Origin of the sequence: Streptomyces guryensis, assembly GCF_021261325.1 — a bacterium.
Classification (GTDB): domain Bacteria; phylum Actinomycetota; class Actinomycetes; order Streptomycetales; family Streptomycetaceae; genus Streptomyces; species Streptomyces guryensis.
In genome coordinates this window covers 103,165-127,384 of the sequence record NZ_JAJSBI010000020.1, presented here as the reverse complement: position 1 = coordinate 127,384, position 24,220 = coordinate 103,165, and the positions used below count along the sequence as shown (strand labels likewise).

22 protein-coding genes and 2 pseudogenes are annotated in these 24,220 nt (G+C 70.2%); 10 read left to right on the top strand and 14 right to left on the bottom strand.

What is annotated here, in order from left to right; translation table 11 throughout:
- Positions 1-24: 24 nt before the first annotated feature.
- From LJ657_RS32720 to LJ657_RS32705, 4 genes are read right to left on the bottom strand one after another with little or no spacing between them, the layout of a single operon-like run.
- Positions 25-1,875 carry an acetyl/propionyl/methylcrotonyl-CoA carboxylase subunit alpha gene (locus LJ657_RS32720; RefSeq protein ID WP_232652513.1) on the bottom strand — a complete coding sequence of 617 codons (1,851 nt, stop codon included), beginning with the start codon at positions 1,873-1,875 and terminating at the stop codon, positions 25-27.
- A gap of 5 nt (positions 1,876-1,880) precedes the next feature.
- Positions 1,881-3,479: an acyl-CoA carboxylase subunit beta gene (locus LJ657_RS32715; protein WP_232652512.1), complete on the bottom strand. Its 1,599-nt coding sequence runs from the start codon at positions 3,477-3,479 to the stop codon at positions 1,881-1,883.
- Positions 3,476-5,152 (bottom strand): acyclic terpene utilization AtuA family protein, encoded by a 1,677-nt coding sequence (locus LJ657_RS32710; protein WP_232652511.1) that lies wholly within the window; start codon positions 5,150-5,152, stop codon positions 3,476-3,478. The genes LJ657_RS32715 and LJ657_RS32710 overlap by 4 nt, the downstream gene beginning before the upstream one ends.
- On the bottom strand, positions 5,149-5,943 hold the full coding sequence (locus LJ657_RS32705) for a TIGR03084 family metal-binding protein (protein ID WP_232652510.1): 795 nt from the start codon (positions 5,941-5,943) through the stop codon (positions 5,149-5,151). The genes LJ657_RS32710 and LJ657_RS32705 overlap by 4 nt, the downstream gene beginning before the upstream one ends.
- Before the next feature lie 118 nt (positions 5,944-6,061).
- On the opposite strand from LJ657_RS32705, the pseudogene LJ657_RS32700 reads away from it, so the two are divergent.
- From LJ657_RS32700 to LJ657_RS32685, 4 genes and pseudogenes are all read left to right on the top strand, one after another.
- Positions 6,062-6,182: pseudogene (locus LJ657_RS32700) on the top strand (XRE family transcriptional regulator); the annotation flags it as partial.
- A complete protein-coding gene (locus tag LJ657_RS32695) occupies positions 6,183-6,380 on the top strand; it encodes a DUF397 domain-containing protein (RefSeq protein WP_232652577.1) in 198 nt (65 codons plus the stop codon).
- Positions 6,381-6,427: 47 nt separating this feature from the next.
- The gene (locus LJ657_RS32690) at positions 6,428-6,856 is read left to right on the top strand and encodes a DUF6234 family protein (protein ID WP_232652509.1); all 429 of its coding nucleotides are present in this window, start codon (positions 6,428-6,430) and stop codon (positions 6,854-6,856) included.
- A gap of 57 nt (positions 6,857-6,913) precedes the next feature.
- Complete coding sequence (locus tag LJ657_RS32685) at positions 6,914-7,663, top strand: class I SAM-dependent DNA methyltransferase (protein ID WP_232652508.1); 750 nt, start codon at positions 6,914-6,916, stop codon at positions 7,661-7,663.
- 41 nt (positions 7,664-7,704) lie between these two features.
- On the opposite strand, the gene LJ657_RS32680 is transcribed toward LJ657_RS32685, so the two are convergent.
- The 4 genes from LJ657_RS32680 to LJ657_RS32665 form a co-directional block, all read right to left on the bottom strand.
- Entirely contained in the window at positions 7,705-8,646 is a 942-nt protein-coding gene (locus LJ657_RS32680; RefSeq protein WP_232652507.1) for an EamA family transporter, read from the bottom strand.
- Positions 8,647-8,776: 130 nt separating this feature from the next.
- Positions 8,777-10,888: an ABC transporter ATP-binding protein gene (locus tag LJ657_RS32675; RefSeq protein WP_232652506.1), complete on the bottom strand. Its 2,112-nt coding sequence runs from the start codon at positions 10,886-10,888 to the stop codon at positions 8,777-8,779.
- 118 nt (positions 10,889-11,006) lie between these two features.
- Positions 11,007-11,144, bottom strand: coding sequence for a hypothetical protein (locus LJ657_RS32670; protein WP_232652505.1), 138 nt, complete (start codon positions 11,142-11,144; stop codon positions 11,007-11,009).
- Positions 11,145-11,369: 225 nt separating this feature from the next.
- A complete protein-coding gene (locus LJ657_RS32665) occupies positions 11,370-14,453 on the bottom strand; it encodes an FAD-binding and (Fe-S)-binding domain-containing protein (protein WP_232652504.1) in 3,084 nt (1,027 codons plus the stop codon).
- Between the two features lie 227 nt (positions 14,454-14,680).
- Here LJ657_RS32665 and serC point away from each other — a divergent pair, with 227 nt between their 5' ends.
- On the top strand, positions 14,681-15,799 hold the full coding sequence (gene serC / locus LJ657_RS32660) for a phosphoserine transaminase (RefSeq protein ID WP_232652503.1): 1,119 nt from the start codon (positions 14,681-14,683) through the stop codon (positions 15,797-15,799).
- 86 nt (positions 15,800-15,885) lie between these two features.
- Positions 15,886-16,368, top strand: a complete 483-nt coding sequence (locus LJ657_RS32655; RefSeq protein ID WP_232652502.1) for a hypothetical protein — start codon at positions 15,886-15,888, stop codon at positions 16,366-16,368.
- A 53-nt stretch (positions 16,369-16,421) separates the two neighbouring features.
- On the opposite strand, the gene LJ657_RS32650 is transcribed toward LJ657_RS32655, so the two are convergent.
- Both LJ657_RS32650 and LJ657_RS32645 read right to left on the bottom strand, forming a co-directional pair.
- Positions 16,422-17,930: a cellulase family glycosylhydrolase gene (locus LJ657_RS32650; protein WP_232652501.1), complete on the bottom strand. Its 1,509-nt coding sequence runs from the start codon at positions 17,928-17,930 to the stop codon at positions 16,422-16,424.
- A gap of 108 nt (positions 17,931-18,038) precedes the next feature.
- Complete coding sequence (locus tag LJ657_RS32645) at positions 18,039-19,028, bottom strand: WD40 repeat domain-containing protein (protein WP_232652500.1); 990 nt, start codon at positions 19,026-19,028, stop codon at positions 18,039-18,041.
- 128 nt (positions 19,029-19,156) lie between these two features.
- Between LJ657_RS32645 and LJ657_RS32640 the strand changes: the two genes are divergently transcribed.
- The 3 genes from LJ657_RS32640 (at position 19,157) to LJ657_RS32630 (ending at position 21,220) form a co-directional block, all read left to right on the top strand.
- Entirely contained in the window at positions 19,157-19,840 is a 684-nt protein-coding gene (locus tag LJ657_RS32640) for an SGNH/GDSL hydrolase family protein (protein ID WP_232652499.1), read from the top strand.
- 87 nt (positions 19,841-19,927) lie between these two features.
- The gene (locus LJ657_RS32635) at positions 19,928-20,521 is read left to right on the top strand and encodes a Uma2 family endonuclease (protein WP_232652498.1); all 594 of its coding nucleotides are present in this window, start codon (positions 19,928-19,930) and stop codon (positions 20,519-20,521) included.
- An 81-nt stretch (positions 20,522-20,602) separates the two neighbouring features.
- Entirely contained in the window at positions 20,603-21,220 is a 618-nt protein-coding gene (locus LJ657_RS32630; protein WP_232652497.1) for a DinB family protein, read from the top strand.
- A 6-nt stretch (positions 21,221-21,226) separates the two neighbouring features.
- On the opposite strand, the gene LJ657_RS32625 is transcribed toward LJ657_RS32630, so the two are convergent.
- The 3 genes from LJ657_RS32625 to LJ657_RS32615 all read right to left on the bottom strand — a co-directional run bounded on the left by LJ657_RS32625 (position 21,227) and on the right by LJ657_RS32615 (position 22,782).
- On the bottom strand, positions 21,227-22,093 hold the full coding sequence (locus LJ657_RS32625) for a DUF2637 domain-containing protein (protein ID WP_232652496.1): 867 nt from the start codon (positions 22,091-22,093) through the stop codon (positions 21,227-21,229).
- Positions 22,094-22,108: 15 nt separating this feature from the next.
- Positions 22,109-22,312, bottom strand: a complete 204-nt coding sequence (locus tag LJ657_RS32620) for a hypothetical protein (protein ID WP_232652495.1) — start codon at positions 22,310-22,312, stop codon at positions 22,109-22,111.
- 293 nt (positions 22,313-22,605) lie between these two features.
- On the bottom strand, positions 22,606-22,782 hold the full coding sequence (locus LJ657_RS32615) for a hypothetical protein (protein ID WP_232652494.1): 177 nt from the start codon (positions 22,780-22,782) through the stop codon (positions 22,606-22,608).
- Positions 22,783-22,881: 99 nt separating this feature from the next.
- Here LJ657_RS32615 and LJ657_RS32610 point away from each other — a divergent pair.
- Positions 22,882-23,028, top strand: a pseudogene (locus LJ657_RS32610) (aldo/keto reductase); the annotation flags it as partial.
- Positions 23,029-23,181: 153 nt separating this feature from the next.
- Here LJ657_RS32610 and LJ657_RS32605 read toward each other — a convergent pair.
- Positions 23,182-24,171 carry an aldo/keto reductase gene (locus tag LJ657_RS32605; RefSeq protein ID WP_210988890.1) on the bottom strand — a complete coding sequence of 330 codons (990 nt, stop codon included), beginning with the start codon at positions 24,169-24,171 and terminating at the stop codon, positions 23,182-23,184.
- Positions 24,172-24,220: the final 49 nt, after the last annotated feature.

Sequence of the window (24,220 nt, the reverse complement as noted above, 5' to 3'; positions counted from 1 at the left end):
CTGGGCGCGCAGTTCCCCGCGCCTCTAGGTGGGCTGTACTACCGCCAGCAATTCGCCGACCGTTACCTGTTGGCCAGGTACCACGTGCAAAGCGCTCAGCGTGCCTGTGACCGGCGCTGTGATCTTGTGCTGCATCTTCATCGCCTCCAGCCAGAGCAGGGGCTCTCCAGCCCGTACGGCCGCTCCTGCGGTCAGGCCCTCGGTGATCTTCACGACCGTGCCCGGCATGGGTGCCAGGAGGGAGCCCGGGGCGTGCTGGGCTGTCGGGTCGGGGAAGCGGGGCAGGGCGGTCAGGCGGGTGGTGTTCACGTACACGTCGTCGCCGTACCGTGCGACCTCGTACTTCCTTTGCACGCCGTCCACTTCGAGTACGACGAGGTCCGGCGCCGCGTGCACGACCCGTACCCCGTCCGCCTCCAGGCCCGCGCGCGTGTGGCGGTAGTGGACCTCGTGTTCCTCGCCTGCCGTCGCGTAGCGCCTGGTCTGCGGTTGGGAGGGGAGGTTGCGGAAGCCGCCGAAGCGGGAGGGGCGGGACCGGGAGTCGGCCAGGGCTGCGGCCAGGGGGGAGTGCGGGTCGGGGGCCGGGGTGATCAGTTCGGGGAGGTGGCGGTCGTAGAAGGCCGTGTCCATGGCGGCCGACGTGAACTCCTTGTGGCGCAGGGAGCGGACGAGGAGGTCGCGGTTGGTGGCCGGGCCGTGGATCGTGGTGCGCTCCAGGGCTCCCGACAGTCCTCGGACGGCCTCCGCGCGGGTGGGGGCGTGGGCGACGGCTTTCGCGAGCATGGGGTCGTAGTGGACGCCGATGGCGTCCCCGTCGCCGTAGCCCGTGTCCAGGCGGATGCCTTCGGGGGCGGTCAGGCGGTGCAGGGTGCCGGTCTGGGGGGTCCAGTCGTTCGCCGGGTCCTCGGCGTAGAGGCGGGCCTCGATGGCGTGGCCACGCGCGCGTGGGGGGTCGGTTTCGAGGGCGTGGCCTTCGGCGATCCGGATCTGCAGGGCCACCAGGTCGATACCGAAGACGGCTTCCGTGACGGGGTGTTCGACCTGGAGGCGGGTGTTCATCTCCAGGAAGTGCGCGCGGCCGTCTGCGACCAGGAACTCGACGGTGCCGGCGCCCTCGTAGGCGACTGCGCACACGGCCTGTACGGACAGTGCGTACAGGTCTTCCGTGAGGCTGTCCGGGAGGCCGGGTGCCGGTGCCTCCTCGATGACCTTCTGGTGGCGGCGCTGGAGGGAGCAGTCGCGGGTGCCCAGGGTCCAGATCGTGCCGTGTCCGTCCGCGAGGACCTGGACCTCTACGTGGCGGCCGTGCTCCAGGTAGGGCTCGACGAAGACCTCGCCGTCGCCGAAGGCGCTCGCGGCCTCGGCCCGTGCGCCCTCCAGGGCGGCGTCGAGGTCCGCCAGGCGGCGCACGACACGCATCCCGCGTCCTCCGCCGCCCGCTGCCGCCTTCACCAGGACGGGCAGGTCGGCCTCGGTGATCCGCCCTCGCTCCAGGGACGCGATGCCCATGAGTTCCTTGGCGCGTGTCTTGGACGCCATCGCCTCGATGGCCTCGGGGGGCGGTCCGATCCAGGTCAGGCCGGCGCCGATGACGGCGCGTGCGAAGTCGGCGTTCTCGGAGAGGAAGCCGTAGCCGGGGTGGACGGCGTCCGCGCCGGATGCGACGGCGGCCTTCACGATGAGGTCACCGCGCAGATACGTGTCCGCGGGCGCCGCGCCGGGCAGCCGTACCGCCGTGTCGGCCACGCGCGCGTGGAGGGCGTTCTCGTCGGCGTCGGAGTGCACCGCGACCGTCCGGATTCCCAACTCACGGCAGGTGCGGAAGACACGGCAGGCGATCTCGCCGCGGTTCGCCACCAGGACAGAAGTAATCATGAGCCTCACATCCGGAAGACGCCGAAGCCACCGCGCGCACCCTCGTACGGCGTGGTGTGGAGGGCCGACAGGCACAGGCCCAGGACCGTGCGGGTGTCGCGCGGGTCGATGACGCCGTCGTCGTAGAGCCGCCCGGACAGGAACATCGGGAGCGACTCGGACTCGATCTGCTGCTCCACCATGGCGCGCAGGGCCGCGTCCCCCTCTTCGTCGTACGGCTGTCCCTTCGCGGCGGCCGACTGCCGGGCGACGATGGAGAGGACGCCGGCGAGCTGCTGCGGGCCCATGACGGCCGACTTGGCGCTGGGCCAGGCGAACAGGAAGCGGGGGTCGTAGGCGCGGCCGCACATGCCGTAGTGACCGGCGCCGTACGAGGCGCCCATCAGCACGGACAGATGGGGCACCTTCGAATTGGAGACCGCGTTGATCATCATCGCGCCGTGTTTGATGATGCCGCCCTGCTCGTACTCCTTGCCGACCATGTAGCCGGTGGTGTTGTGGAGGAAGAGGAGCGGGATGTCGCGCTGGTTTGCCAGCTGGATGAACTGGGCGGCCTTCTGCGACTCCTCGCTGAACAGCACCCCTTGGGCGTTCGCCAGCACCCCCACGGGATAGCCGTGGAGCGTGGCCCAGCCGGTGGTCAGGCTGGTCCCGTACAACGGCTTGAACTCGTCGAAGTCGGAGGCGTCGACGATCCGGGCGATGACCTCGCGCGGGTCGAAGGGGGTCTTCAGGTCCCCCGGGACGATGCCCAGCAGCTCGTCCTCGTCGTACTTGGGGGGCTCGGCGGGTCCTGGATCGCCGTACGCCTTGCGGTGGTTGAGCCGGGCGACGACCCGTCGGGCCTGGCGCAGCGCGTCCGGTTCGTCGACGGCGAAGTAGTCCGCGAGGCCCGACACGCGCGCGTGCATCTCGGCGCCGCCGAGCGACTCGTCGTCGCTCTCCTCGCCGGTCGCCATCTTCACCAGGGGCGGACCGCCGAGGAAGACCTTCGCGCGTTCCTTGACCATGATCACGTGGTCGGACATGCCGGGGATGTACGCGCCTCCGGCGGTCGAGTTCCCGAAGACGACGGCGATGGTGGGGATTCCGGCCGCCGACAGCCTCGTCAGGTCCCTGAAGATGGCGCCCCCGGGGATGAAGATCTCCTTCTGGGAGGGCAGATCGGCGCCGCCCGACTCGACCAGGCTGATGCAGGGCAGGCGGTTGGCGAGCGCGATGTCGTTGGCGCGCAGGGCCTTCTTCAGCGACCAGGGGTTGCTGGCGCCGCCGCGTACGGTCGGGTCGTTGGCGGTGATCAGGCACTCCACGCCCTCGACGACTCCGATACCGGTGACCAGCGAGGCGCCCACCGCGTACTCGCTGCCCCAGGCGGCGAGCGGCGACAGTTCCAGGAAGGGCGTGTCCGGGTCGAGGAGCAGTTCGATGCGCTCGCGGGCCAGGAGCTTGCCGCGCTTGCGGTGCCTGGCCACGTACTTCTCACCGCCGCCCGCGAGGGCCTTGGCGTGCTCGGCGTCGAGGTCGGCGAGCTTGGCGAGCATGGCCTCGCGGTGGGCCCGGTAGTCCGGGCCGGTGGTGTCCAGGGTGGTCGGCAGAATCGTCACAGCAGGGCCTCCGGGACGTCCAGGTGGCGGGAGCGCAGCCATTCACCGAGGGCCTTGGCCTGCGGGTCGAAACGGTGCTGGGCGGCGACGCCCGCGCCGAGAACGCCCTCGACGACGAAGTTGAGGGCGCGGAGATTCGGCAGGACGTGGCGGGTGACGGGCAGGTCGCGCACCTCGGGCAGCAGCTCACGGAAACGGTCCACCGTCAGCTCGTGGGCGAGCCACCGCCAGGCCTCGTCGGTCCGGGCCCAGACGCCGACGTTGGCGTTTCCGCCCTTGTCTCCGCTGCGGGCACCGGCGACCAGGCCGAGCGGGGCACGCCGGACGGGTCCCGGCGGCAGCGGCTGCGGCAGTGGCGGCTCCGGTAGATCGTCGAGTACGAGGGTGTCGTGGGCCGGGGCCACCGGAACCCGGCGCCCGTCGTGGAGGACCGCCACATGGTCGACGACACCATGGGGGACGTACACATCCTCGAAGACCCCATAAGGTGCGCCCTTCCCGGGTGGCGCCAGCACATGGAAGCCGGGGTAGCTTGCCAGCGCCAGCTCGACGGCGGCTCCGCTCAACGCCCGCCCGACCACGCCCTCGTCCGGGTCCCGCACCACGAGCCGCAGCAACGCACTCGCCGTCTCCTCCGTGGCCGCGTCGGGCCGGTCGGTACGGGCCAACTCCCAGCGTGCGTCGGTGACTTTGCTCACCGCCGGCTCCATCTGCTCCCGCACGAGCGCGGCCTTGGCCTCGATGTCCAGGCCGGTGAGGACGAAGACGACCTCGTTGCGGAAGCCGCCGAGCCGGTTGAGGCCGACCTTCAGGGTGGGGGGCGGGGCCTCGCCGCGCACGCCCTCGATGCGGACGCGGTCGGGGCCGTCCTGGGCGAGGCGGATGGTGTCCAGGCGGGCCGTCACGTCCGGTCCCGCGTACCGGGCGCCGGCCGTCTCGTACAGCAGCTGCGCGGTGACCGTGCCGACGTCGACGAAGCCGCCGGTGCCGGGGTGTTTGGTGATGACGGAGGTGCCGTCCTCGTGGATCTCGGCGAGCGGGAAGCCGGGCCGCCGGACATCGGCCGCCCGCTCCTGGAAGAAGGCGTAGTTGCCGCCGGTCGCCTGCGTCCCGCACTCCAGTACGTGCCCGGCGACGACGGCGCCCGCGAGCCGGTCGTGCTCTCCCGCCCCCCAGCCGAAGTGGGCGGCGGCGGGCCCGGTGACCAGCGCGGCGTCCGTGACGCGCCCGGTCACGACGACGTCGGCGCCCGCCCGCAGGCACTCGCTGATCCCGAAGCCGCCGAGGTAGGCGTGGGCGGCGAGGCTGCCGGGGTGGGCGGTGGTGAGGTCGTCGCCCTCGACGTGGGCGACGCGGACGGGAAGGCCGAGACGGTCGGCCAACTGCCGTACGGCGTCGGCGAGTCCGGCCGGGTTGAGGCCGCCCGCGTTGCTGACGATGCGGACGCCGCGCTCGTGCGCGAGCCCGAGGCACGCCTCCAGCTGGCGCAGGAAGGTGCGGGCGTATCCGGCGGCGGGGTCCTTCAGCCGGTCCCGGCCCAGGATCAGCATGGTGAGTTCGGCGAGGTAGTCGCCGGTGAGGACGTCGAGTTCGCCGCCGGTGAGCATCTCGTGCACGGCGTCGAAACGGTCGCCGTAGAAGCCGGAGGCGTTGCCGATGCGGAGGGTCGTCATGCGCTGCCCCCCTTCGGCGGACGTCCGTCACCGGGCGGGCCCGCGAAGGCCTGGGCGATGTCCAGCCAGCGGTCGGCGTCGGGGCCGGTCGCCTGCAGAGCCAGGTCGGAGCGGTGGGCTCGCTGGGTGACCAGGAGGCAGAAGTCGAGGGCGGGGCCGGTGACGCGGTCGTCGGCGTCCTCAGGCCCGTACACCCACAACTCACCGCTCGGGGCGGTCAGTTCGACACGGAACTCCTCGAACGGCACGGGCAGTCCGTGCACGCCGAAGGCGAAGTCGCGGGTGCGGACGCCGAGGCGGGCGATGTGCCGGAGCCGGTCGGTGGGCGTGCGTGCCACGCCCAGCGCGTCCGCCACGTCCCCGGCGTGCGCCCAGGTCTCCATGAGACGGGCGGTGGCCATGGAGGCGACCGACATAGGGGGGCCGTACCAGGGGAAACGCGCTCCCGTCGGCGCCAACCGCAGGGCGTCCGCCAGAGCCCGACGCCCGGCCCGCCAGTCCGCGAGCAGCTGCTCGGGCGGCTTCCCCGCCCCCTCCTCCGCGCCGTTGTCCACGAAGTCCCCGGGCGCGGTCAGCGCCTTCTCGACCTCACGGGCGAAAGCGTCCTGGTCGGTCACGGCCAGCACGGAGGAGTGGTCGGTCCAGGCGAGGTGGGCGATCTGGTGGGCGATGGTCCAGCCTGGTGCGGGGGTCGCGAGCGCCCATTGCTCCGGGCTCAACTCGGCCACGAGCCGGTCGAGTTCCTCGCTCTCCGCACGCAGGTCGTCGATGACGGGCGTCGGGTCGGCCATGGGGCGAGCATGGCAGGGGGTTCAGAAACAAGCAAGCGTGCTTGCATTAATTTGTATTCCACAGAACGGGATCTGTACGTGTTCATATAGCTACCCTCGGTGAGCGGAGGTGGTCGCCGTGCATATCCGCGAACTTGATCCCAGTGCGTCGCCGCTGGAGTACTACGGCTACGAGCTACGGCGCGCTCGGGAGGCAGGGGGGGCTGACCCAGGCGGCGCTCGGCTCGATCGTGTTCTGTATGCACAACAGCCAGGACCTGACCGGAGCCCGCTGGCGTAAGTCGTCCCACAGCGGCGACACCGGAGGTGATTGCGTCGAGGTCGCCGACCTCACCCCCCGCATAGCCGTCCGCGACTCCGAGAACCCCTCCGCCGGGGCCCTCACCCTCACCCCCGCCGCCTTCGTCCGAGGTGCCGCCGAGAATCCTCGCGGCTGAGTACGGGTGCTCATGCGCGCCACCACCCGGCGCGCCACGCTGCACCCATGACCGACACCCTCGTAGCCCCGGACCGCCGTCTGCGCCCCTGGTCGCGCAGAACACGGCTGGGCGTGGACCTCGCCCTCGCGATTCCCCTGTTCCTCCTGGAGGCCGGGTGGCTCGTGCTGGACTGGATATACGGCTACGGCCTGGAGGTATGGGCGGCGCAGGGCGACCGGGCGCGGATCGACGCGGCCGGTCTCGCGCACATGGAGCGTTTACGGGCCCTGCTGATCGCCGTACTCGTCCTGGCAGTTGTCGCGGGTGTCTTCCGTGCCCGCTGGACCGTGATCACGCACCTGTTGGTGGCCCTCCTGGCCGGCGGAGCGCTGACGGCCGCGCAGCGGGAGTGGGACCACGACCACTCCCCGCCGCCGGTTGTGTCCGTTACAGCGCGAATTGCTGACCGTGAATCGCTGAAAGCGGACGACTGAAAGCGGACCGCTGAAATTGAGGCGCGCCGCCCACCGCCCCCGCAGTACGGTCCTCCGGTGATCGATGAGGACGGTTACTTCGGGGAGTCCGTCGCGGCGGGGTACGACGAGTCGTCGGCGGAGATGTTCACGGCGGACCGGCTGGATCCGGCGGTCGAGCTGCTGGCGGAGCTTGCCGGGAGTGGGAACGGGCGGGCGCTCGAACTCGGCATCGGGACGGGACGTGTCGCTCTGCCGCTCGCGCGGCGCGGTGTGGACGTGCACGGCATCGACATGTCCCGGGCGATGGTCGAGCGGATGCGGGCCAAGCCCGGGGGTGACGGGATCGCCGTGACGATCGGGGACTTCGCGACGGCCAAGGCGGAGGGCCGGTTCTCGCTGGCCTACCTCGTCTTCAACACGATCATGAACCTGACCTCGCAGGACGCCCAGGTCGACTGCTTCCGCAATGTCGCCGAGCATCTGGAACCCGGCGGCTGCTTCGTCGTCGAGGTCGGCGTCCCGGATCTGCGCCGGCTGCCGCCCGGACAGAACGCCGTACCGTTCCACGTGGGAGACGGACGGCTCGGGTTCGACCTCTACGACGTCGCCACCCAGTCGATGAGCTCGCATCATGTGCGGGTCGACGGGGAGGGCCACGGTTCGTATCTCGCCGTGCCCTTCCGCTACGTCTGGCCCTCGGAGCTCGACCTCATGGCCCGGCTGGCCGGGATGCGGCTGCGCGACCGCTGGGACGGCTGGACCCGCGACCCCTTCACCAGCGACAGCCGACAGCACGTGTCGGTCTGGGAGAAGCCCGCCGCCTGAACGCATCCGGCCCCGGCCGTCGGGCCCCTGGCACCTGGCCGTCAGGCCTCCGGCACCGGCGCCTTCCCCCGCCCCACCTGCGTCCGCACCGCCCCCATGCTCGCCGCGATGACCAGGGCGATCGCGGCGGCCTGCCAGGTGGAGAGGGACTGGCCCAGGATGAGGAAGCCGGCGGTCGCGGCGAGGGCCGGCTCCAGGCTCATCATGATCGCGAAGGTGGAGGCGGGGAGGGTGCGCAGGGCCAGGAGTTCCAGGGTGTACGGGAGCACCGAGGACATGACGGCCACCGCCGAGCCCAGTGCGACCGTCGTCGGGTCGATGAGCTTCGCCCCGGATTCGGCGATGCCCAGCGGCAGCATCAGCAGCGCCCCGACCGCCATGGCCAGCGCCAGCCCGTCCGCCTGCGGGAACCGTCGGCCCGTCCGCGCACTGAACACGATGTACGCCGCCCACATGGCGCCCGCGCCCAACGCGAAGGCGACACCGGCCGGGTCGAGGCCGTCGAAGCCTCCGCCGCCGAGCAGGAAGACGCCGGCCAGGGCGAGTCCGGCCCAGACGACGTTGACCGCGCGGCGCGAGGCCAGGACCGACAGGGCGAGCGGGCCGAGGACCTCCAGGGTGACCGCCGGGCCGAGCGGGATGCGCGCGACCGCCTGGTAGAAGAGGCCGTTCATCGCGCCCAGCGTGATACCGAAGGCGATCACCGTGCCCCAGTCGGTGCGCGAGTGGCCGCGCAGCCGGGGGCGGCAGACCAACAGCAGGACGACGGCCGCAGCGAGAAGGCGCAGGGTGACCACGCCGAGCGCGCCCGCCCGCGGCATCAGGTTCACCGCCAGCGCGGCGCCGAACTGCACGGACACACCACCGGCCAGGACCAGGCCGACCGGACCGAGGGAGCCCCGGCGGTGCGGGGCGGTCGGGGAGTGCACCGCTGCCGGTGAGGTGTTGGTGGTCGTGGTCGTGGTCGTGCTCGGGGTGGTCACGGGCGGTCCAGGTGCTCGGCTCGGGGTTCACGACTTGTTCATCGTGATGCACTGCCAGGTCCAGGGTAGTGGACTCGGTCAGGCGTGTGAACCCGTTTTGCAGCTGTCCTGAATGGTGGACAGTGCGGCCTCAGATGCCGGGCCAGGGCTCCTCGTCACGGAAGAGGGGGCGGCCGTCGGGGAGCGTGGTGGGGACCGCCGCGTTGACGTACTGGTCGTGGGCGTACGACGGCCCCTGCCACGCCCCGTACGATCCGTACCCCTCGTGCCCCTCGTACCCCTGCTGCCCCTGCTGCCCCTCGTACGCCTGCTGCCCCTCGTACGCCTGGTAGCCGTACGCAGCCTGCCCGACGGCCGCCGGGGCCTCGGCGAATCCTTCCGTTCCTTCCGCGAACAGCGGCAACCGCAGCTCCGCCGTGTCCGTCACGGCGTTGTTCTGGGAGCGGTGGAGGCGTGCGTACGCCCCGCCGCGCGCCAGGAGTTCCTCGTGCCGGCCGGTCTCGACGATCCGGCCGTGGTCGACGACCAGGATGCGGTCGGCGTCGGGGGCGAGGTTGAGGTCGTGGGTGATCATGATGGTCGTACGGCCCGCCATCAGGCGGCGCAGGGGCTTCACCACGCGGCGGGCGGCCATCGCGTCGAGGCCCGTCGTCGGTTCGTCGAGGACCAGGACCGGGGCGTCGCGCAGGATCGCGCGGGCGATGGCGAGGCGTTGCAGCTGACCGCCGGAGAGCCGCGCCGAGTTGGGGTCGACCTTGGTGTCGTAGCCCTCGGGGAGCCGCAGGATGAACTCGTGCGCGTCGGCCGCCCGCGCCGCCTCCTCGATCGCCTGCTCGCTGGCGCCGGCGCGGCCGCAGGCGATGTTGGCGCGGACGGTGTCGTGCAGGACGAGGGTCTCCTGCGGGAGGAGGGTGACGTACTCGCGCAGGCGGGCGAGGGGGAGGTCGCGGACCGGCACGCCGTCCAGGAGTACGTCCCCGGCGTCGGGGTCGTAGAACCGCAGCAGCAGTTTCGAGACCGTCGACTTGCCCGCGCCGCTCGGGCCGGTGACGATCACCAGTTCGCCGGGGTCGACCTTGAAGGACAGGCCCTGGAGGGCGAGGGTGTCGGCGCCGGGGTAGGTGAAGCCGACGTCGCGGACCTCGACCGTGCCGTCGGGGCGGCCGATGTCGGTGCCGCCGTGCCGGGGGTCCTCGACGGACGGGCGTACGTCGAGGATCTCGATCAGGCGTTCCGCGCCCGCCGTGGCCGCGGTGACCGTCAGGCCGAGCTGGGCCAGGCCCCGGACCGGCGGGTAGAGGTAGCCGAGGAAGGCCGCGAAGGCGAGCAGCTGGCCCAGGGTCATCCGGCCCGTGGAGATCTCCCAGGCGCCGATGCCGATCACCGCGAGGACGCACACCGTCTCGATGACCGCCACGAGCTGCTCGTAGGCCTCGTTGAGGCGGGTGGAGCGGACGGAGGCGCGGAACCAGGCGTTCGCCTCCTCGCCGAGGCGCCGGCGCTCGGCGTCGCGGCGGTCGTAGGCCTGGGTGAGGACGATGTTGGAAAGGGATTCCTCCACGACCGAGGTGATCGCGCCGTCGGCGACCCGGCCCTGCCTCGACACGTCCTTGATGGAACCGGAGAAGCGGCGGGCGGCCAGCCAGAAGAGGGGGGCGAGGACGAAGGTGGCGGCGGCCAGGTCCCAGCGCAGCCAGAAGGCGGCAGCCGCGTAGAAGAGGGCGGAGAAGGCGGCGGAGGCCGCGCCGACCAGCCCGGAGACGACCATCGTCTCGATCGACTCCACGTCGCTGGTCAGACGGGACAGCAGATCGCCCTGGCGGTGGTTCTGGAAGAAGTGCGGCGGCAGCTTCTGTACGTGGTCGAAGACATGGTCACGCAGTCTCATCACGAAGCGCTCGGTGATCCAGGCGGCGAGGGAGTTGCCGGCGTACGCGACGACCGCGCCCACCACCGCCACGCCCAGCCACTTCACGGCCGGCGTCCAGAACGCGGCCGGCGAACCCTTCTGCAGGGCGTTGTCGGTGAGGTCACTGAAGACGAGGATGGCCTCGGTCTCGGCGAGTGCGGCGAGGACCGTGCAGGCCCAGACGAGCAGCAGCCACTTTCTGAGGCCCCTGGTCAGCGGCCAGAAACGGCGGAATGCGGTGCGGGCGGGAATGGCGGGGGTGCCGTATTCGAATTCATCCTCTTCGTCATCCCCCTCATGGCCAGACGAGGAATTCACTTCGCCTTCACGCATGACCATCCCGCCCCCTTCATCCCGTCCCCCTCCATTCCGTACCCGCCCACAGGAATTCCGCCGTGGAATCCAACGAATGAAGAGGGCCGACGGCTGACGTCGGCCCTCTTCAGAGCACTCAGTGGTCGTCGCCGCCGGGGATCGGCTTCGGGACCGGGGGCTTGGGGTGCTTCTTCTTCGGCTTCGGCGGGGGCGGCGGGGGAAGCTGCTTGTTCTTGGGCTTCGGGGGCAGCGGGGCGAGCTTCTTGAGGCTCATTTCCGACTCCTTGATTCGCACTGTACTTGTGATGCCGGTATTGCTGAATTCCGCGTCCGGAACCCGACATCGAAGAACCTACACGCCCCGAAACCCAAAGAACGGCAAAGTCGGCGACTCGGCGGCAAGCAAGAGCTGTGAAAACCTGGGTAAAACCTGAGTGCGGCCGCCGAGCCTGAGAGTTCGCTTATGAACCTGAGAACCGGCTTATAAAACCGGCGGATTTCAGGGATGCGCCGGCGGGCCTTCTTCCAGCGCCTCCGCCAGCACCTCCGCCAGATGCCTCCCCCGGGCCCCCGCCAGCTGCTCCAACTGCGTCCGGCAGGAGAAGCCGTCCGCCAGGACGACCGTCCCGTCCGCCGCGCCGCGTACCGCGGGCAGCAACTGGTCCTCGGCGCAGGCCGCCGACACCTCGTAATGGCCCTTCTCGAAGCCGAAGTTGCCCGCGAGACCGCAGCACCCGCCCGCCAGCTCTCCCGTGAGTCCCGCCGCTTCCCGCAGACGGCGCTCCGCGCCGTCCCCGAGGACGGCGTGCTGGTGGCAGTGGGTCTGGCCGGTGACCGCGCGGTTAAGGGCGGGCGGCACCCAGTCGGGGGCGTACCGCTCCAGCGCCTCCGCGAAGGTCATGACCGAGGCGGCGAGGCGGGCGGCACGCGGGTCGTCGTGCAGCAGCTCCGGCAGGTCCGTGCGCAGCGCCGCCGCGCAGCTCGGCTCCAGGACGACGAAGGCCGGGGCATGGTCGCCCAGCCTGGGGTCCAGGAACAGGCTCAGCAGGTCCAGGGTGCGGCGCAACACCTTGCGGGCCTGGTCGAGTTGGCCCGTCGAGAGGTACGTCAGCCCACAGCAGACGCGGGCACGGCGGCTCGTCAGGAGGTTCACGCTGTACCCCCACTCCTGGTAGTCGTCGGACCCTTCGACCTTCCCCTTCATCCGCGGCGTCTGCATCACCGACATCCCGGCCGCCTCCAGCACCCGCAGGGCCGCCTTGCCGACCTCGGGTGCGAGGTACTCGGTGAAGGTGTCGGGCCAGAGGGCGACGAAGGGCGGGAAGTCGTCGGATTCGGTTTCGCCGGCTTCGGAGTCGCCGGATTCGATGACGTCGGCTTCGGAGTCGGCGGATTCGATGACGTCGGTCTCGGAGTCGGCGGATTCGATGACGTCGGCCTCGCCTCCGGCCAGGGCGCCCTCGTCCAGTCGGTCGGGCGGCCCGCCCGTCCCCTTCCACTGGGCCGCCGTTTCCCGGAGCTGTTCCCTGGTCCTGCGCCGCCACCAGCGGCTGAACGTCTCCGAAGCCAGCCGCGGAAGCTCCCGCTCGGGCGCGATCCCGCCCAGCCGCTTGGCGAGCGCCGCCAACGGGCCCACGGAGGCGAGGAAGTTGACCAGCCGGGCGGAGCGTGTGCGGTCGACCAGCCGCAGCCACACCGGCAGCCGGCCCATGCTGTAGTGCGCGGCCGGGCGGCGCCGCCCCGCGTAGTGGTGGTGCAGGAACTCCGCCTTGTACGTGGCCATGTCGACCTCGACCGGGCAGTCGGACCGGCACCCCTTGCAGGACAGGCACAGGTCGAGCGCGTCCCGCACCTCCACCGACCGCCAGCCGTCGGTGACGACCTCACCGGCCAGCATCTCGTGCAGCAGCCGGGCACGCCCGCGCGTGGAGTGCTGCTCCTCGCCGGTCGCCCGGAAGGACGGGCACATGACGGACCCGCCGGACGCGGATGTCGTACGGCACTTGGCGACGCCCACGCAGCGCCGCACCGCCGCCGAGAAGTCGCCGCCGTCCGACGGGTACCCGAAGGCCACGTCGACCGGTTCCCGGGGCAGGACCGAGAAGCGGAGGTTCGCGTCCAGCGGAGCCGGACGGACCAGCATGCCGGGGTTGAGGAGGCCGTCCGGATCCCAGACGCCCTTCACGCGCCCGAAGAGGGCGACCATGTCCTCGCCGTACATCTTCGGAAGCAGTTCCGCCCGCGCCTGTCCGTCCCCGTGCTCCCCGGACAGCGATCCGCCGTGCGCCACGACCACGTCCGCGAGCTCCTCCGAGAAGCGCCGGAAACGGCCGACGCCCGCCTCGCTCAGCAGGTCGAAGTCGATACGGACGTGGATGCAGCCGTCCCCGAAGTGCCCGTACGGAGTGCCGCGCAGCCCGTGGGAGGTCAGCAGCCGCCTGAAGTCGCGCAGGTACGAGCCGAGCCGCGGGGGCGGGACCGCGCAGTCCTCCCACCCCGGCCAGGCCTCGCTCCCGTCGGGCATCCGCGTGGCCGTACCACTGGCGTCCTCCCGGATCCGCCACAACGCCCGCTGCCCGGCCGGATCGGTGATGACGAGCGAGTCGACGACATCGGCGGCCCGCACGACCGCCTCCGCACGCGCGCGAGCCTCCGCCCCGGTCTCCCCTCCCGTCTCCACGAACAGCCAGGCGCCGCCCCGCGGCAGCCCGGCCGTGGACGGCACCAGATCCGCCCCCATCCCCTCCACCGTCAGCGGCCCGTACGGCAGCAGCCCGGCCGCGGCCTCGGCGGCGGCGCTCTCGTCGGCGTAGGCCAGCACGGCCAGCGCACGCGCACCCGGTGCCTCCACGAGCCGTACGACGGCTTCCGTGAGCACCCCGAGCGTGCCCTCGCTCCCGCAGAAGGAACGGGCGACATCCGCGCCCTTCTCGGGCAGCAGGGCATCCAGCGCATACCCGGAGATACGGCGGGGCAGCTCGGGAAACCCGGTCCGCAGCCGCGCCAACTCCCCCTCCACCAGCGCCCGCAGCCTGTCCGGCGCCCCGGCCCACCCCGGACCGAGCCGCAGCCGCTCGCCGCGCGCGCCGAGCACATCGAGCTCCCGCACACTGTCCGCGGTCGTCCCCCACGCCACCGAGTGCGAGCCGCACGAGTTGTTGCCGATCATCCCGCCGAGCGTGCAGCGGCTGTGCGTGGAGGGGTCGGGGCCGAAGCGGAGCCCGTGCGGGGCGGCGGCCTCCTGCAACCGGTCCAGGACGAGCCCCGGCTGGACGACGGCGGTACGGGTCTCGGGGTCCAGGGACACGATCCGGTTCATATGCCGGGTGAAGTCCAACACGACGCCGGTACCGGTGGCCTGCCCGGCGATGGAGGTACCGCCGCCGCGCGGTACGACGGGCACGCCGTGCGCTCGACAGACCTCCAGTACGGCGGCCACGTCGTCCGCGTCTCTCGGGGCCACCACCCCCACAGGGACACGCCGGTAGTTGGACGCGTCCATGGTCGTCAACGCCCGGGATGTGACGTCGAAGCCCACCTCACCCCGGACGACAGCACGCAGCGCAGCCTCGAGATCGCTCATACCCCCAGCAAACCAGCGGGGCTCTGGGGGCGGCAGCCCCCAAGGGGCGCGGGGCTGTCCCGATATGCGGCTCCGCCGCGCGGGCGCGACCAGCCCCCACCCACCCGCAGCCGCGCCACGACCGCACCCACCCCTCGGGGCGCAGCCGCTGAAACCCCGGTGGACACGCCGTCTCATCCGACGGACCACGTTTCACCCACGTTTCCCGAAACGGCTAACCTCACTGCGTGGCTGAGATCCAGATTCCCGCTGACATCAAGCCCGCCGACGGACGTTTCGGCGCGGGCCCCTCCAAGGTGCGGACGGAAGCGCTGGACGCGCTGGCCGCGACCGGTACCTCCCTCCTCGGCACGTCCCACCGCCAGGCTCCGGTGAAGAACCTGGTCGGCAAGGTGCGCGAGGGCATCTCCGAGCTGTTCTCGCTCCCCGAGGGCTACGAGGTGATCCTCGGCAACGGCGGCTCGACGGCCTTCTGGGACGTCGCGACCCACGGCCTGATCGAGAACAAGTCGCAGCACCTCAACTTCGGCGAGTTCTCCTCGAAGTTCGCGAAGGCCGCCAAGCTCGCCCCCTGGCTGGCCGAGCCCACCGTCATCGCGAGCGACCCCGGCACGCACCCGCAGCCGGAGGCCGAGGCGGGCGTGGACGTCTACGCCTTCACCCACAACGAGACCTCCACCGGTGTCGCCATGCCCATCAAGCGGGTGGCGGGCGCGGACGAGGGCGCGCTGGTCCTGGTCGACGCCACCTCCGGCGCCGGCGGCCTCCCGGTCGACATCGCCGAGACCGACGTCTACTACTTCGCCCCGCAGAAGTCCTTCGCCTCCGACGGCGGCCTGTGGATCGGCGTCTTCTCCCCGGCCGCGATCGAGCGCGCCGAGCGCATCCACGCGTCCGGCCGCCACGTCCCGGAGTTCTTCAGCCTGCCGACGGCGATCGACAACTCCCGCAAGAACCAGACGTACAACACCCCGGCCCTCGCCACCCTCTTCCTGCTGAACCAGCAGCTGGAGTGGCTCAACGGCCAGGGCGGCCTCGACTGGTCGGTGCGCCGCACGGCGACCTCCTCGCGCACGCTCTACGGCTGGGCCGAGGACATCAAGTACGCCAGCCCCTTCGTCGCCGACCCGGCCAAGCGCTCCCAGGTCATCGGGACGATCGACTTCACCGACGAGGTCGACGCGGCCGCCGTCGCCAAGGTCCTGCGCGCCAACGGCATCGTCGACACCGAGCCCTACCGCAAGCTCGGCCGCAACCAGCTCCGTGTCGCGATGTTCCCGGCGGTCGACCCGGCGGACGTCGAGGCGCTGACGAAGTGCATCGACTACGTGATCGAGAAGCTGTAGACGCCGGTTGTAAACCCCGTCGTTCCAACAGCTTGTTGCAGGGCCCTGTCGGTGACGGGGCCCTCTTCATTGGGTACGGCGGTGGCATGAACAGACCGATAGCGGGCACCGTGCAGGTCGCGGTGCGCCACATCCTCAGCGACCGGACGACCGGCTTCCTCACCCGGACCCGTCGCATCACCTGGCGGGACCACTTCTTCCGGGTACGCCGGCCGCAGTCCGGCAAGCACACCGTGGAACTGGCCTGCCCCCAGTGCGACGCCTCCCTGCTGGCCGAGGTCCGCGACGAGGCCCGCACCCGCCGGACCGCCACCGTCCTGCTGGTCCTGGCCGCCGTGTGCGTGCCCCTCTTCTTCGCGGCATTCGGCTACGTCATCCACGAGGGCAGCAAGACGCTGCCCGAGGGCCAGTCGCTGCCGACCCTGTTCCCCGTCAGCGTCGTCTCGATCTTCGTCACTTTCGTCGCCGCTCCCGTGCTCTTCTCCCGGGGCCGCCGCTACAACAGCGTCAGCATGCTCGACGCCCCCAAACCACGCCGGATCCACCAGATCGTGCCGGTGCGCGGCTGAACCATCCGAGTACGGCGACGGAGGCGCCCGGCAGACACCGGGCGCCCCTTTGTTCATGCCGCCGTGCACGTCACGCTCGGCACACCTCCGCCCCCGGGTGCGCCCCCGAACCCGAAGTCGGCCGAACCGCCCGCCGCGATCGCACCGTTGTGGGAGGCGTTCACGGCCGTCACGGTCGAACCGCTCTGGGTGTACGACGCGTTCCACATGTTCGTCACCTGCTGGGCCCCGCTCCAGGTCCAGGTCACCTTCCAGGAGCTGATCGCGCTCGTCCCCGTGTTGGTGACCTTCACCCCGGCGTTGAACCCGCTCCCCCAGTCGCTGCTGACGGTGTACGCGGCGCTGCAGGCGGCCGGCCCCGGAGAGCCGCCGCCGCCACCGCCCGTACCGGCACTCGGAAACAGCGGAGCTTTGACGCTCGCCAGATACCCGTCCTTCACCGTGTCCACGGTCGCCCAGTCGTCCTTCAGGATTCCGCCCGTGTCACCGGAGTTGGGGTTCCAGGACCAGAACGTCCACTGGAAGGAGTCGGCCCCGTACGTCGACGTCGGCCGCAGATAGCTCACCAGCGCCGCCAGCCACTTCTGGTCCACGGTCGAGGCCAGCGTCGTACCGAACTCGCCGACCCACACGGGCGCGATGTTCTGCTTGAAGATGTAGCCCCAGTACTTGTCCCAGACGCCCGGCATGTTGGCGGGGAACGAGGGATCGCCGAACCAGGGCTGCTGGGCCACGCTGGTCGCGTAGTCGTGGGCGGAGTACACGACCCGGTTCGCCACGTCGAGCCGGACCGGGTACTGGGCGACGCCCATCAGATTGCCGCCCCACCAGCCCGACACACCGCCGTACGTCTGCACGCCCTCGACGAAGATCAGCAGGTCGGGGTTGACGGAGAGCACCGCGTCGCCCGCCCGTTCCGCGGCCAGCCGCCAGTCGGTCGCCGTGTCGCCGCAGCCCCAGCAGGCCGGATCGTGGGGCTCGTTGTGCAGGTCGATGCCGATGACGGTGTCCTGGCCTTTGTAGCGGGCCGCCAGCGCTTTCAGATCGGCGATCCATGTCGACTCGGGGACGGCCGCCGTGTACCAGAGCGCCGACTGCCCGCCCGAGTCCGGCCGGTGCCGGTCGAGGATGACCTTGAGGCCGTCCTGGCCGGCGTACGCGACCAGCTTGTCCATGACCTGGAGGGAGTTGAGCCCCTGCAGGTCTGCGTTCTTGCCGCTGCTGAAGTCGATGCTGTTGGGGACGGTCGAGGACGTGAAGATGTCGTCGCTGTAGGGCAGCCGGATGGTGTTGTAGCCCAGCGACTTCATCTGGTCGATCATGGACTTGTAGTCGCGGGACCAGAGGCCGTGCACCACGTGGTTGCCGGTCTCGAAGCCGAACCAGTTGATCCCGGCGATCCGGACCGGCTGCCCGGCGGCGTCGAGGATCTGGCGGCCGCTGGTGTGCCAGTAGCCGGCGCCGGGGGTGCCGGCGGCGTGCGCTGTCTGCGCACCGGCCCCCAGCGGTAACAGGAGCGCCGCGGCAACGGCGCACAGCGCTCTTCGCAGACTGCGGAACATGTCGCTGCTTCCTCTCGGGAGGCGCGGGCCCGGAACAGGTGGGAGCGCTCCCACTACCCGGCATCTCCATGGAAGCCATGTCACATGCACACGTCAAGCTCTACGACGTCACCGGCGCCGCAGCCGCCGGAGCCCGAAGACGACCGCCGCCACCACGGCGAAGGCGAGCGCGCCGACCTTGAGGTTGCCGGCCGCACCGCCACCAATCCCCCCCGATGCGTCCGAACTCCCTTTGCCCGAGGGCGACTTGGAGCCACCGGCCCCGCCCGGCACGTCCTGCGCCTGTACGGAGCTGTCGGCGCCCTCACTGCCGTACATGAGCTTCGTGCCGTCGACGGTGTAGGTGATGGACTCGCCCTGTCCCTGCAACGGCACGTTCAGCCGCCCCTTGCGTTTGATCCTGCCGCCGTTCCAGTCGTAGTAGATCCCGCCGAAGTACCCGCGCACGGCGAGCTGTCTGTCGTCCGGGGAGATGGCGGCGTCGGTGGCCCAGAGGTCGACGGTGGCGACGGGCTTGAAGTAGTTCGTGCCGGAGGTGGAGAGCCTGGCCGGCCCCTCGTACAGGTGCCCGCCGTTCTCGTTCTTGTCGATGATGTACGCGCGCCCGGTCTTCGGATCGACGACGAGCGACTCGGCGTTGCGGGCACCGTCCGTGTACTTCACGACGTACTGCGTGGCCCGGACGGTCTGGTCGACCAGTTTCTTCGGCTCGGGCAGCCGGTAGATCCACACGTACGGCCACTTGCCGCCGAGGTTGTCGCCGATGTCGCCGAGGTAGATCTGGTTGCCGGGGCCGATGGAGATGGCCTCGGTGTCGCGGGGAGCGCCGATGCCGCTGAGGGTGACGCGGGCGACCGTCTTCCCGGTGCTGCTGTCGACGGCGTAGATGTACGGGCCGTCGCCGCTGTCGTTGTGGGTCCAGTAGATGCCGGGGTGCATACGGGAGGCAGCCAGGCCGCTGGACTCCGCGATGCGCGAGTCCTTGATGGTGAAACCCTGGTCCCCCTTGCCGTCGCCGTCGGCGGCGGATGCGGGCGCGGGCACGGCGAAGGCGCCCACGAGTAGGGCTCCGGCGAGGAGAGCGAACGGTCGGCGCATGCCCCAAGCCTGCCATCCCGGCCCCACGTTCACGGACGGCCGGCCGGGAGGCGCGCGTGGCAGGCCTCACACCCCACCCGTCCCATTGGTCCCTCCCTGATCCCTCCCCGATCGTCCATCATGAGCGGATGCTTAGGTTCATGCCGGTCGGCGACTCCATGACGATCGGAAGCGCGGGCGAGCACACCTGGCGTTACCGGATGTGGGCGCACCTGCGCGAGACGTCCGGCGGCCCGTTCGCCCTGGTCGGCCCGCGCGAGACGCTGTACGACAAGGCGGCGGACGCGCCGGTGTCGTACGAGTACGCCGATCCCGACTTCCCGCGCGCCCATCTGGCCGGCTGGGGCGAGGGCTGGCTGCACATGGCTCCGCTGATCGGCGAGGCGGTGCGCTCCTGCCGCGCGGACGTCCTGCTCGTCTCCCTCGGCCTGATCGACCTGGGCTTCTACACGAACGCGGAGCAGACGGCGGAGAACGTGCGGGCGTTCGTTGCGGGGGCGCGAGAGGCGAACCCGCGGGTGCGAATGGTGGTGCTGCCGGTGATCCCGAACGTACGGGCGGCGTCGGACGCGCCGTTCGCGGCGGAGGTGGCCCTCTTCAACGAGCTGCTGGCGAAGACGATCGCCGATCTGGACGAGCCGTCCTCGCCGTTGCTGCTCGCGTCGGTGCCAGAGTCGTACGACATCCACTTGGACACATACGACGGCACGCATCCCAACGCGAGCGGTGAGCACCGGCTGGCGGAGGCGTTCGCGGAGGCGATGTATCAGGCGTGGGATCTGGGGGAAACGTACGTGGCTCGAACAAGGTGACTTGATCCGTGCGTGTCCCGGTCACCGTGCGTATCGTTGTGCTGCGCGGCTGCACTCGAACGTGGGCAGCCGGGGAGGAGCGCCACGATGACCGTCCTGGAGGACAGGATCGAGATGGCCGACGCCGACGCCAACACCAAGCGTTTGGACGAATGGTTCGATCGCCTTGAGCGTATGCCCGTCCCCGAGGGATTCAGGGTCGAGATCGTCGGTGGCAACGTCCACATGACGCCACAGCGGGACACTCACTGGGAAATCATCCGCGAGATCCTCTTGTCCTTCGTGGACCGCTTCGGGAGGAAGACCAGGGTGTTCTCGGACGTCCGCATCGACTTCCCGGGCTTTGAGAACGGCTTCTGCCCCGACCTCGCCAAGCTCAGCGACGCGGCGCAGAAGGACGACACGGGCCACTGGCGGTACCAGGACGTCGAGTTCGTCGCCGAGGTCATCTCGAAGGGAACCGCCGCCAACGACTACGGCCCCAAGAAGACGGCGTACGCGGTCGCCGAGGTCCCCGTCTACGTCATCGCCGATCCCTATCAGGGGCGGTGCCACGTCTACACCGACCCCAAGGACGGCGACTACGCCGTACGGACGTCCGTGGACTTCGGCACCGACATCGACCTCACCGGCACCGTCGTCGACCTCACCCTCAGGACCGGCGACTTCCCCCGCGACTGAACCCGCCGTCCTCCCGCAGGCGGCGGAAAGCCGGTGGGAAAAGACGGTGCCCAAAGATCGCGTCGACGGCAGACTGCCCCCATGGCCTCCTCCACCCCCTCCCCCACTCCTGACGCCAAGTCCGACCTGCACTTCTACCTGCAGTCCGCCCGCGATGCCCTGCTGTGGAAGCTGGAAGGGCTCTCGGAGTACGACATCCGCCGCCCGCGGACACCGACCGGCACCAACCTCCTGGGCCTGGTGAAGCACGCGACCGGCGCGGAGTTGGGCTACCTCGGCGACACCTTCGGACGGCCGTTGTCCGGCGGGCCGCTGCCCTGGATGGCGGCGGGCGGTGAACCCAACGCGGACATGTGGGCCACCGCCGACGAGTCCCGCGGGCACATCGTCGACCTCTACCGCCGGGTGTGGGCGCACGCGGATGCCACGATCGACGCGCTGCCGCTGGACGCGGTCGGCACGGTGCCGTGGTGGCCCCAGGGCAGGGACGAGGTGACGTTGCATCACGCCGTGGTCCGCGTGATCGCCGACACGCACCGGCATGCCGGGCACGCCGACATCCTCCGCGAACTCACGGACGGTGCTGTCGGGATGAACAAGGGCAACGGCAGCATGCCGTCGGGCGACTCGGCCTGGTGGGAGAGCCACCGGGACCGGCTGGAGCGTGCGGCGCGGGAAGCCGGCCGGAATCCGGCCTGAGCCCCTTCAGCTTCGGGACGCCGTGCCGCCACCGGTGGGACGCGGCTTCGACGTGGCCGAACCGCTCTTGGACGCAGGGGACTTCGCCGTGGTGGGCGTGTTGCGGTGCCGGTGCCGGGAGATGTTCCTCCGTGGTGGCCGGGTCAGAGTGATCTGGCGGACCAGCTGCTGGAAGCACGCCAGTGACGCGAGCGTCGGCAAGGCCGCCGCGGCGACCCCGGTGAAGCTCCTGTCGGCCTCGGCCACGCAGAGCGACATCGCAAGGAACGAGAACAGCAGAACGACGAACCAGGAGTGCAGGGCTCTGCGTTGGTGAAGAGCGCTGCGCAGGATGGAGAGCGAGGCCACCATCCAGGGGCCGTAGACCAGAAGCGGCCACCAGGTCAGCATTCCGCCCTGCGTCGCCGACGCGACGTGCCGCAGAGGCGCATAGGCCACCATGCCGCCGAAGACGCTCACCATTGAAACGATCACGGCGGCGAGAGCGGCGATCAGAAAGCTGACGGTCTGCAACCATGTGAAGCGGAAGCGCAGCCGGAACCGCACTTTCCGATGCCGGACGGTACGGCGTCGAATGGGGGGCAACTCGGCTGTAATTCTTGCCAGGTTGTCCATCGACTCGCCCGTGAAGTCGACATCGGACGGCGGCGGCTCGCGACGAGGCGGCGACATGGTGCCCGCCTGCTCCGCCGTCACGGCGTTCTGCAGGAGGGAGGTGAGTTCCTCGACCGGGTCCCAGCCCTCTACCAGGGGGCCCGCAGCGTACATGTCCTCCGCGGGTCCGCGGTGTCGGCCGGTGGCCATACCGGTGGGATAATCACCGGGATACCGTTCGTGCGGAGTGAAGGACAGATCCAGGTATTCGTCGTTCATGGAGGTCCGCCCCCGTCATGTGGCCGCGTGGCAGCCGGACCGTCCCTGATCGTTCCACCGCCGCCCGAGATCCTCCTGAGCCGTTTCCAGGATTCCCAGGAACTCACTGAACAGGGCCCCGGTGACCTGCAGTTCGATCCGTGCACCGTCCCCGTGCAAGGTGCCGCAGGCATCGGCCGCCGAGTACGCCGCGGCGGGCGTGAAGGTGTAGCGCCCCACTGCCACAGCACGGGCGGGGGGCATATCCTCCGCTGTCGCTCCGGAACGGTACGGGTTGAGGAACCTTGCTTTCGCCATATTCCGCTAACGCCGCGTCCCCTCCTCCGGATGCGCGGCAAACGAGTGAGGCCAATTCGACGAAAACATCGACTAGAGCGCTTGTCATCAGAGCCCACCGGACCGCGCTCAATACGTTAAGAGTCCAGCAGTTTGTCTTTTGAATTCTCCTCGCGCAGAGAAGATCATTCCCCGAAGAAGATCATTCCCCGGAGAAGATCACTTTCCGGGGAAGATCACCCGGCGGGGAAGATCAGAACGATCCGCCCGCCCCGCACCCGGAACAGGTCGACGACCGCCATCTCCCGCTCATCCGGTCCGGCGCCGGCGGGTTGTGCTGGATGTGGTCCGGTCAGCCCGAAGGAGCCGACCGAACCGGCGGAAGCGGTGTGCGGCGACGCGACGGCTGCCACTGCGGCGGCACCCAGCGCGGCGACAACGACAGCACCGACTCCCGGTTGGCGTCGAGATCCCTTGCATAGAGCGCACTCCAAGTCGTTGGCTAGGTGGTCATGGAGTACACGCAGCTCGGACGCACCGGACTCAAGGTCAGCCGCCTGGTCCTCGGCACGATGAACTTCGGACCGCAGACGAACGAGGCCGACAGCCACGCGATCATGGACGCGGCGCTGGACGCCGGCATCAACTTCTTCGACACACCGCCAACCGGCAATTTTGACGCCAGGTTCCGCAGCAGCGCATCGCTGACGCTCACCGCTCCTGCGGACCCCGATTGGAAACGACGAAGCCGCCGCCTCCCACTCGCCTCGAACGCAAGCAGAAGGCGACGACTCCGACACAGACCCGCTACCTCACCATGCGAAGGCCTCGGGAGACGGTCCGGGACCGGGGAAGATCTCGTCCAGAGACGTCAGCAGTTCCTCGCTCAGCTCCAGCTGTAGGGCGCGCAGCGCCGAGTCCAGCTGCTCCTGCGTGCGAGGGCCGACGATCGGGCCGGTGACGCCGGGGCGGGTCAGCAGCCAGGCCAGTGCCGCCTCACCGGGCTCGAGGCCGTGCTTGTCGAGGAGGTTCTCGTACGCCTGGATCTGCTCGCGTGTCTTGGTGTCCTTGAGCGCGTCGGCAGCGCGGCCGCTCGCCCGGCGCCCCTGTGTGGCCTCCTTCTTGAGGACGCCGCCGAGCAGTCCTCCGTGCAGCGGAGACCAGGGGATGACACCGAGGCCGTAGTCCTGCGCGGCCGGGATGACCTCCATCTCGGCGCGGCGCTCAGCGAGGTTGTAGAGGCACTGCTCGCTGACCAGGCCCATGCGGCCGCGCCGGGCGGCGGTCTCGTTTGCCTGGGCGATCTTGTAGCCGGGGAAGTTGGACGACCCCGCGTAGAGGATCTTGCCCTGCTGGACCAGGACGTCGATCGCCTGCCAGATCTCCTCGAACGGCGTCGACCGGTCGATGTGATGGAACTGGTAGATGTCGATGTAGTCGGTCTGCAGCCGCTTGAGGGAGGCGTCGACGGCCCGTCGGATGTTCACCGCGGAGAGCTTGTCGTGGTTGGGCCAGACGTCCCCGTCGCCCGCCATGTTCCCATACACCTTGGTGGCGAGGACGACCTTGTCGCGCCGCCCGCCACCCTGGGCGAACCAAGTTCCGATGATCTCCTCGGTGCGGCCCTTGTTCTCACCCCACCCATAGACGTTGGCCGTATCCAGAAAGTTCAGACCCGCGTCGAGAGCGGCGTCCATGATGCCGTGGCTGGTTGATTCGTCTGTCTGCGGACCGAAGTTCATCGTGCCGAGAACGAGTCGGCTGACCTTGAGTCCGGTGCGTCCGAGCTGGGTGTACTTCATGGGCCACAAGCCAACTGCTTCGAGTCCGCTCCAGGCAAGGGCATCAGGT

Bases quoted from the DNA above. Each gene is read 5' to 3' on its own strand.
- LJ657_RS32720 (WP_232652513.1), bottom strand. From the start codon at position 1,875: ATGATTACTTCTGTCCTGGTGGCGAACCGCGGCGAGATCGCCTGCCGT.
- LJ657_RS32710 (WP_232652511.1), bottom strand. From the start codon at position 5,152: ATGACGACCCTCCGCATCGGCAACGCCTCCGGCTTCTACGGCGACCGT.
- LJ657_RS32705 (WP_232652510.1), bottom strand. From the start codon at position 5,943: ATGGCCGACCCGACGCCCGTCATCGACGACCTGCGTGCGGAGAGCGAG.
- LJ657_RS32695 (WP_232652577.1), top strand. From the start codon at position 6,183: ATGCACAACAGCCAGGACCTGACCGGAGCCCGCTGGCGTAAGTCGTCC.
- LJ657_RS32690 (WP_232652509.1), top strand. From the start codon at position 6,428: ATGACCGACACCCTCGTAGCCCCGGACCGCCGTCTGCGCCCCTGGTCG.
- LJ657_RS32675 (WP_232652506.1), bottom strand. From the start codon at position 10,888: ATGCGTGAAGGCGAAGTGAATTCCTCGTCTGGCCATGAGGGGGATGAC.
- LJ657_RS32670 (WP_232652505.1), bottom strand. From the start codon at position 11,144: ATGAGCCTCAAGAAGCTCGCCCCGCTGCCCCCGAAGCCCAAGAACAAG.
- LJ657_RS32665 (WP_232652504.1), bottom strand. From the start codon at position 14,453: ATGAGCGATCTCGAGGCTGCGCTGCGTGCTGTCGTCCGGGGTGAGGTG.
- LJ657_RS32655 (WP_232652502.1), top strand. From the start codon at position 15,886: ATGAACAGACCGATAGCGGGCACCGTGCAGGTCGCGGTGCGCCACATC.
- LJ657_RS32650 (WP_232652501.1), bottom strand. From the start codon at position 17,930: ATGTTCCGCAGTCTGCGAAGAGCGCTGTGCGCCGTTGCCGCGGCGCTC.
- LJ657_RS32645 (WP_232652500.1), bottom strand. From the start codon at position 19,028: ATGCGCCGACCGTTCGCTCTCCTCGCCGGAGCCCTACTCGTGGGCGCC.
- LJ657_RS32640 (WP_232652499.1), top strand. From the start codon at position 19,157: ATGCTTAGGTTCATGCCGGTCGGCGACTCCATGACGATCGGAAGCGCG.
- LJ657_RS32635 (WP_232652498.1), top strand. From the start codon at position 19,928: ATGACCGTCCTGGAGGACAGGATCGAGATGGCCGACGCCGACGCCAAC.
- LJ657_RS32630 (WP_232652497.1), top strand. From the start codon at position 20,603: ATGGCCTCCTCCACCCCCTCCCCCACTCCTGACGCCAAGTCCGACCTG.
- LJ657_RS32625 (WP_232652496.1), bottom strand. From the start codon at position 22,093: ATGAACGACGAATACCTGGATCTGTCCTTCACTCCGCACGAACGGTAT.
- LJ657_RS32605 (WP_210988890.1), bottom strand. From the start codon at position 24,171: ATGAAGTACACCCAGCTCGGACGCACCGGACTCAAGGTCAGCCGACTC.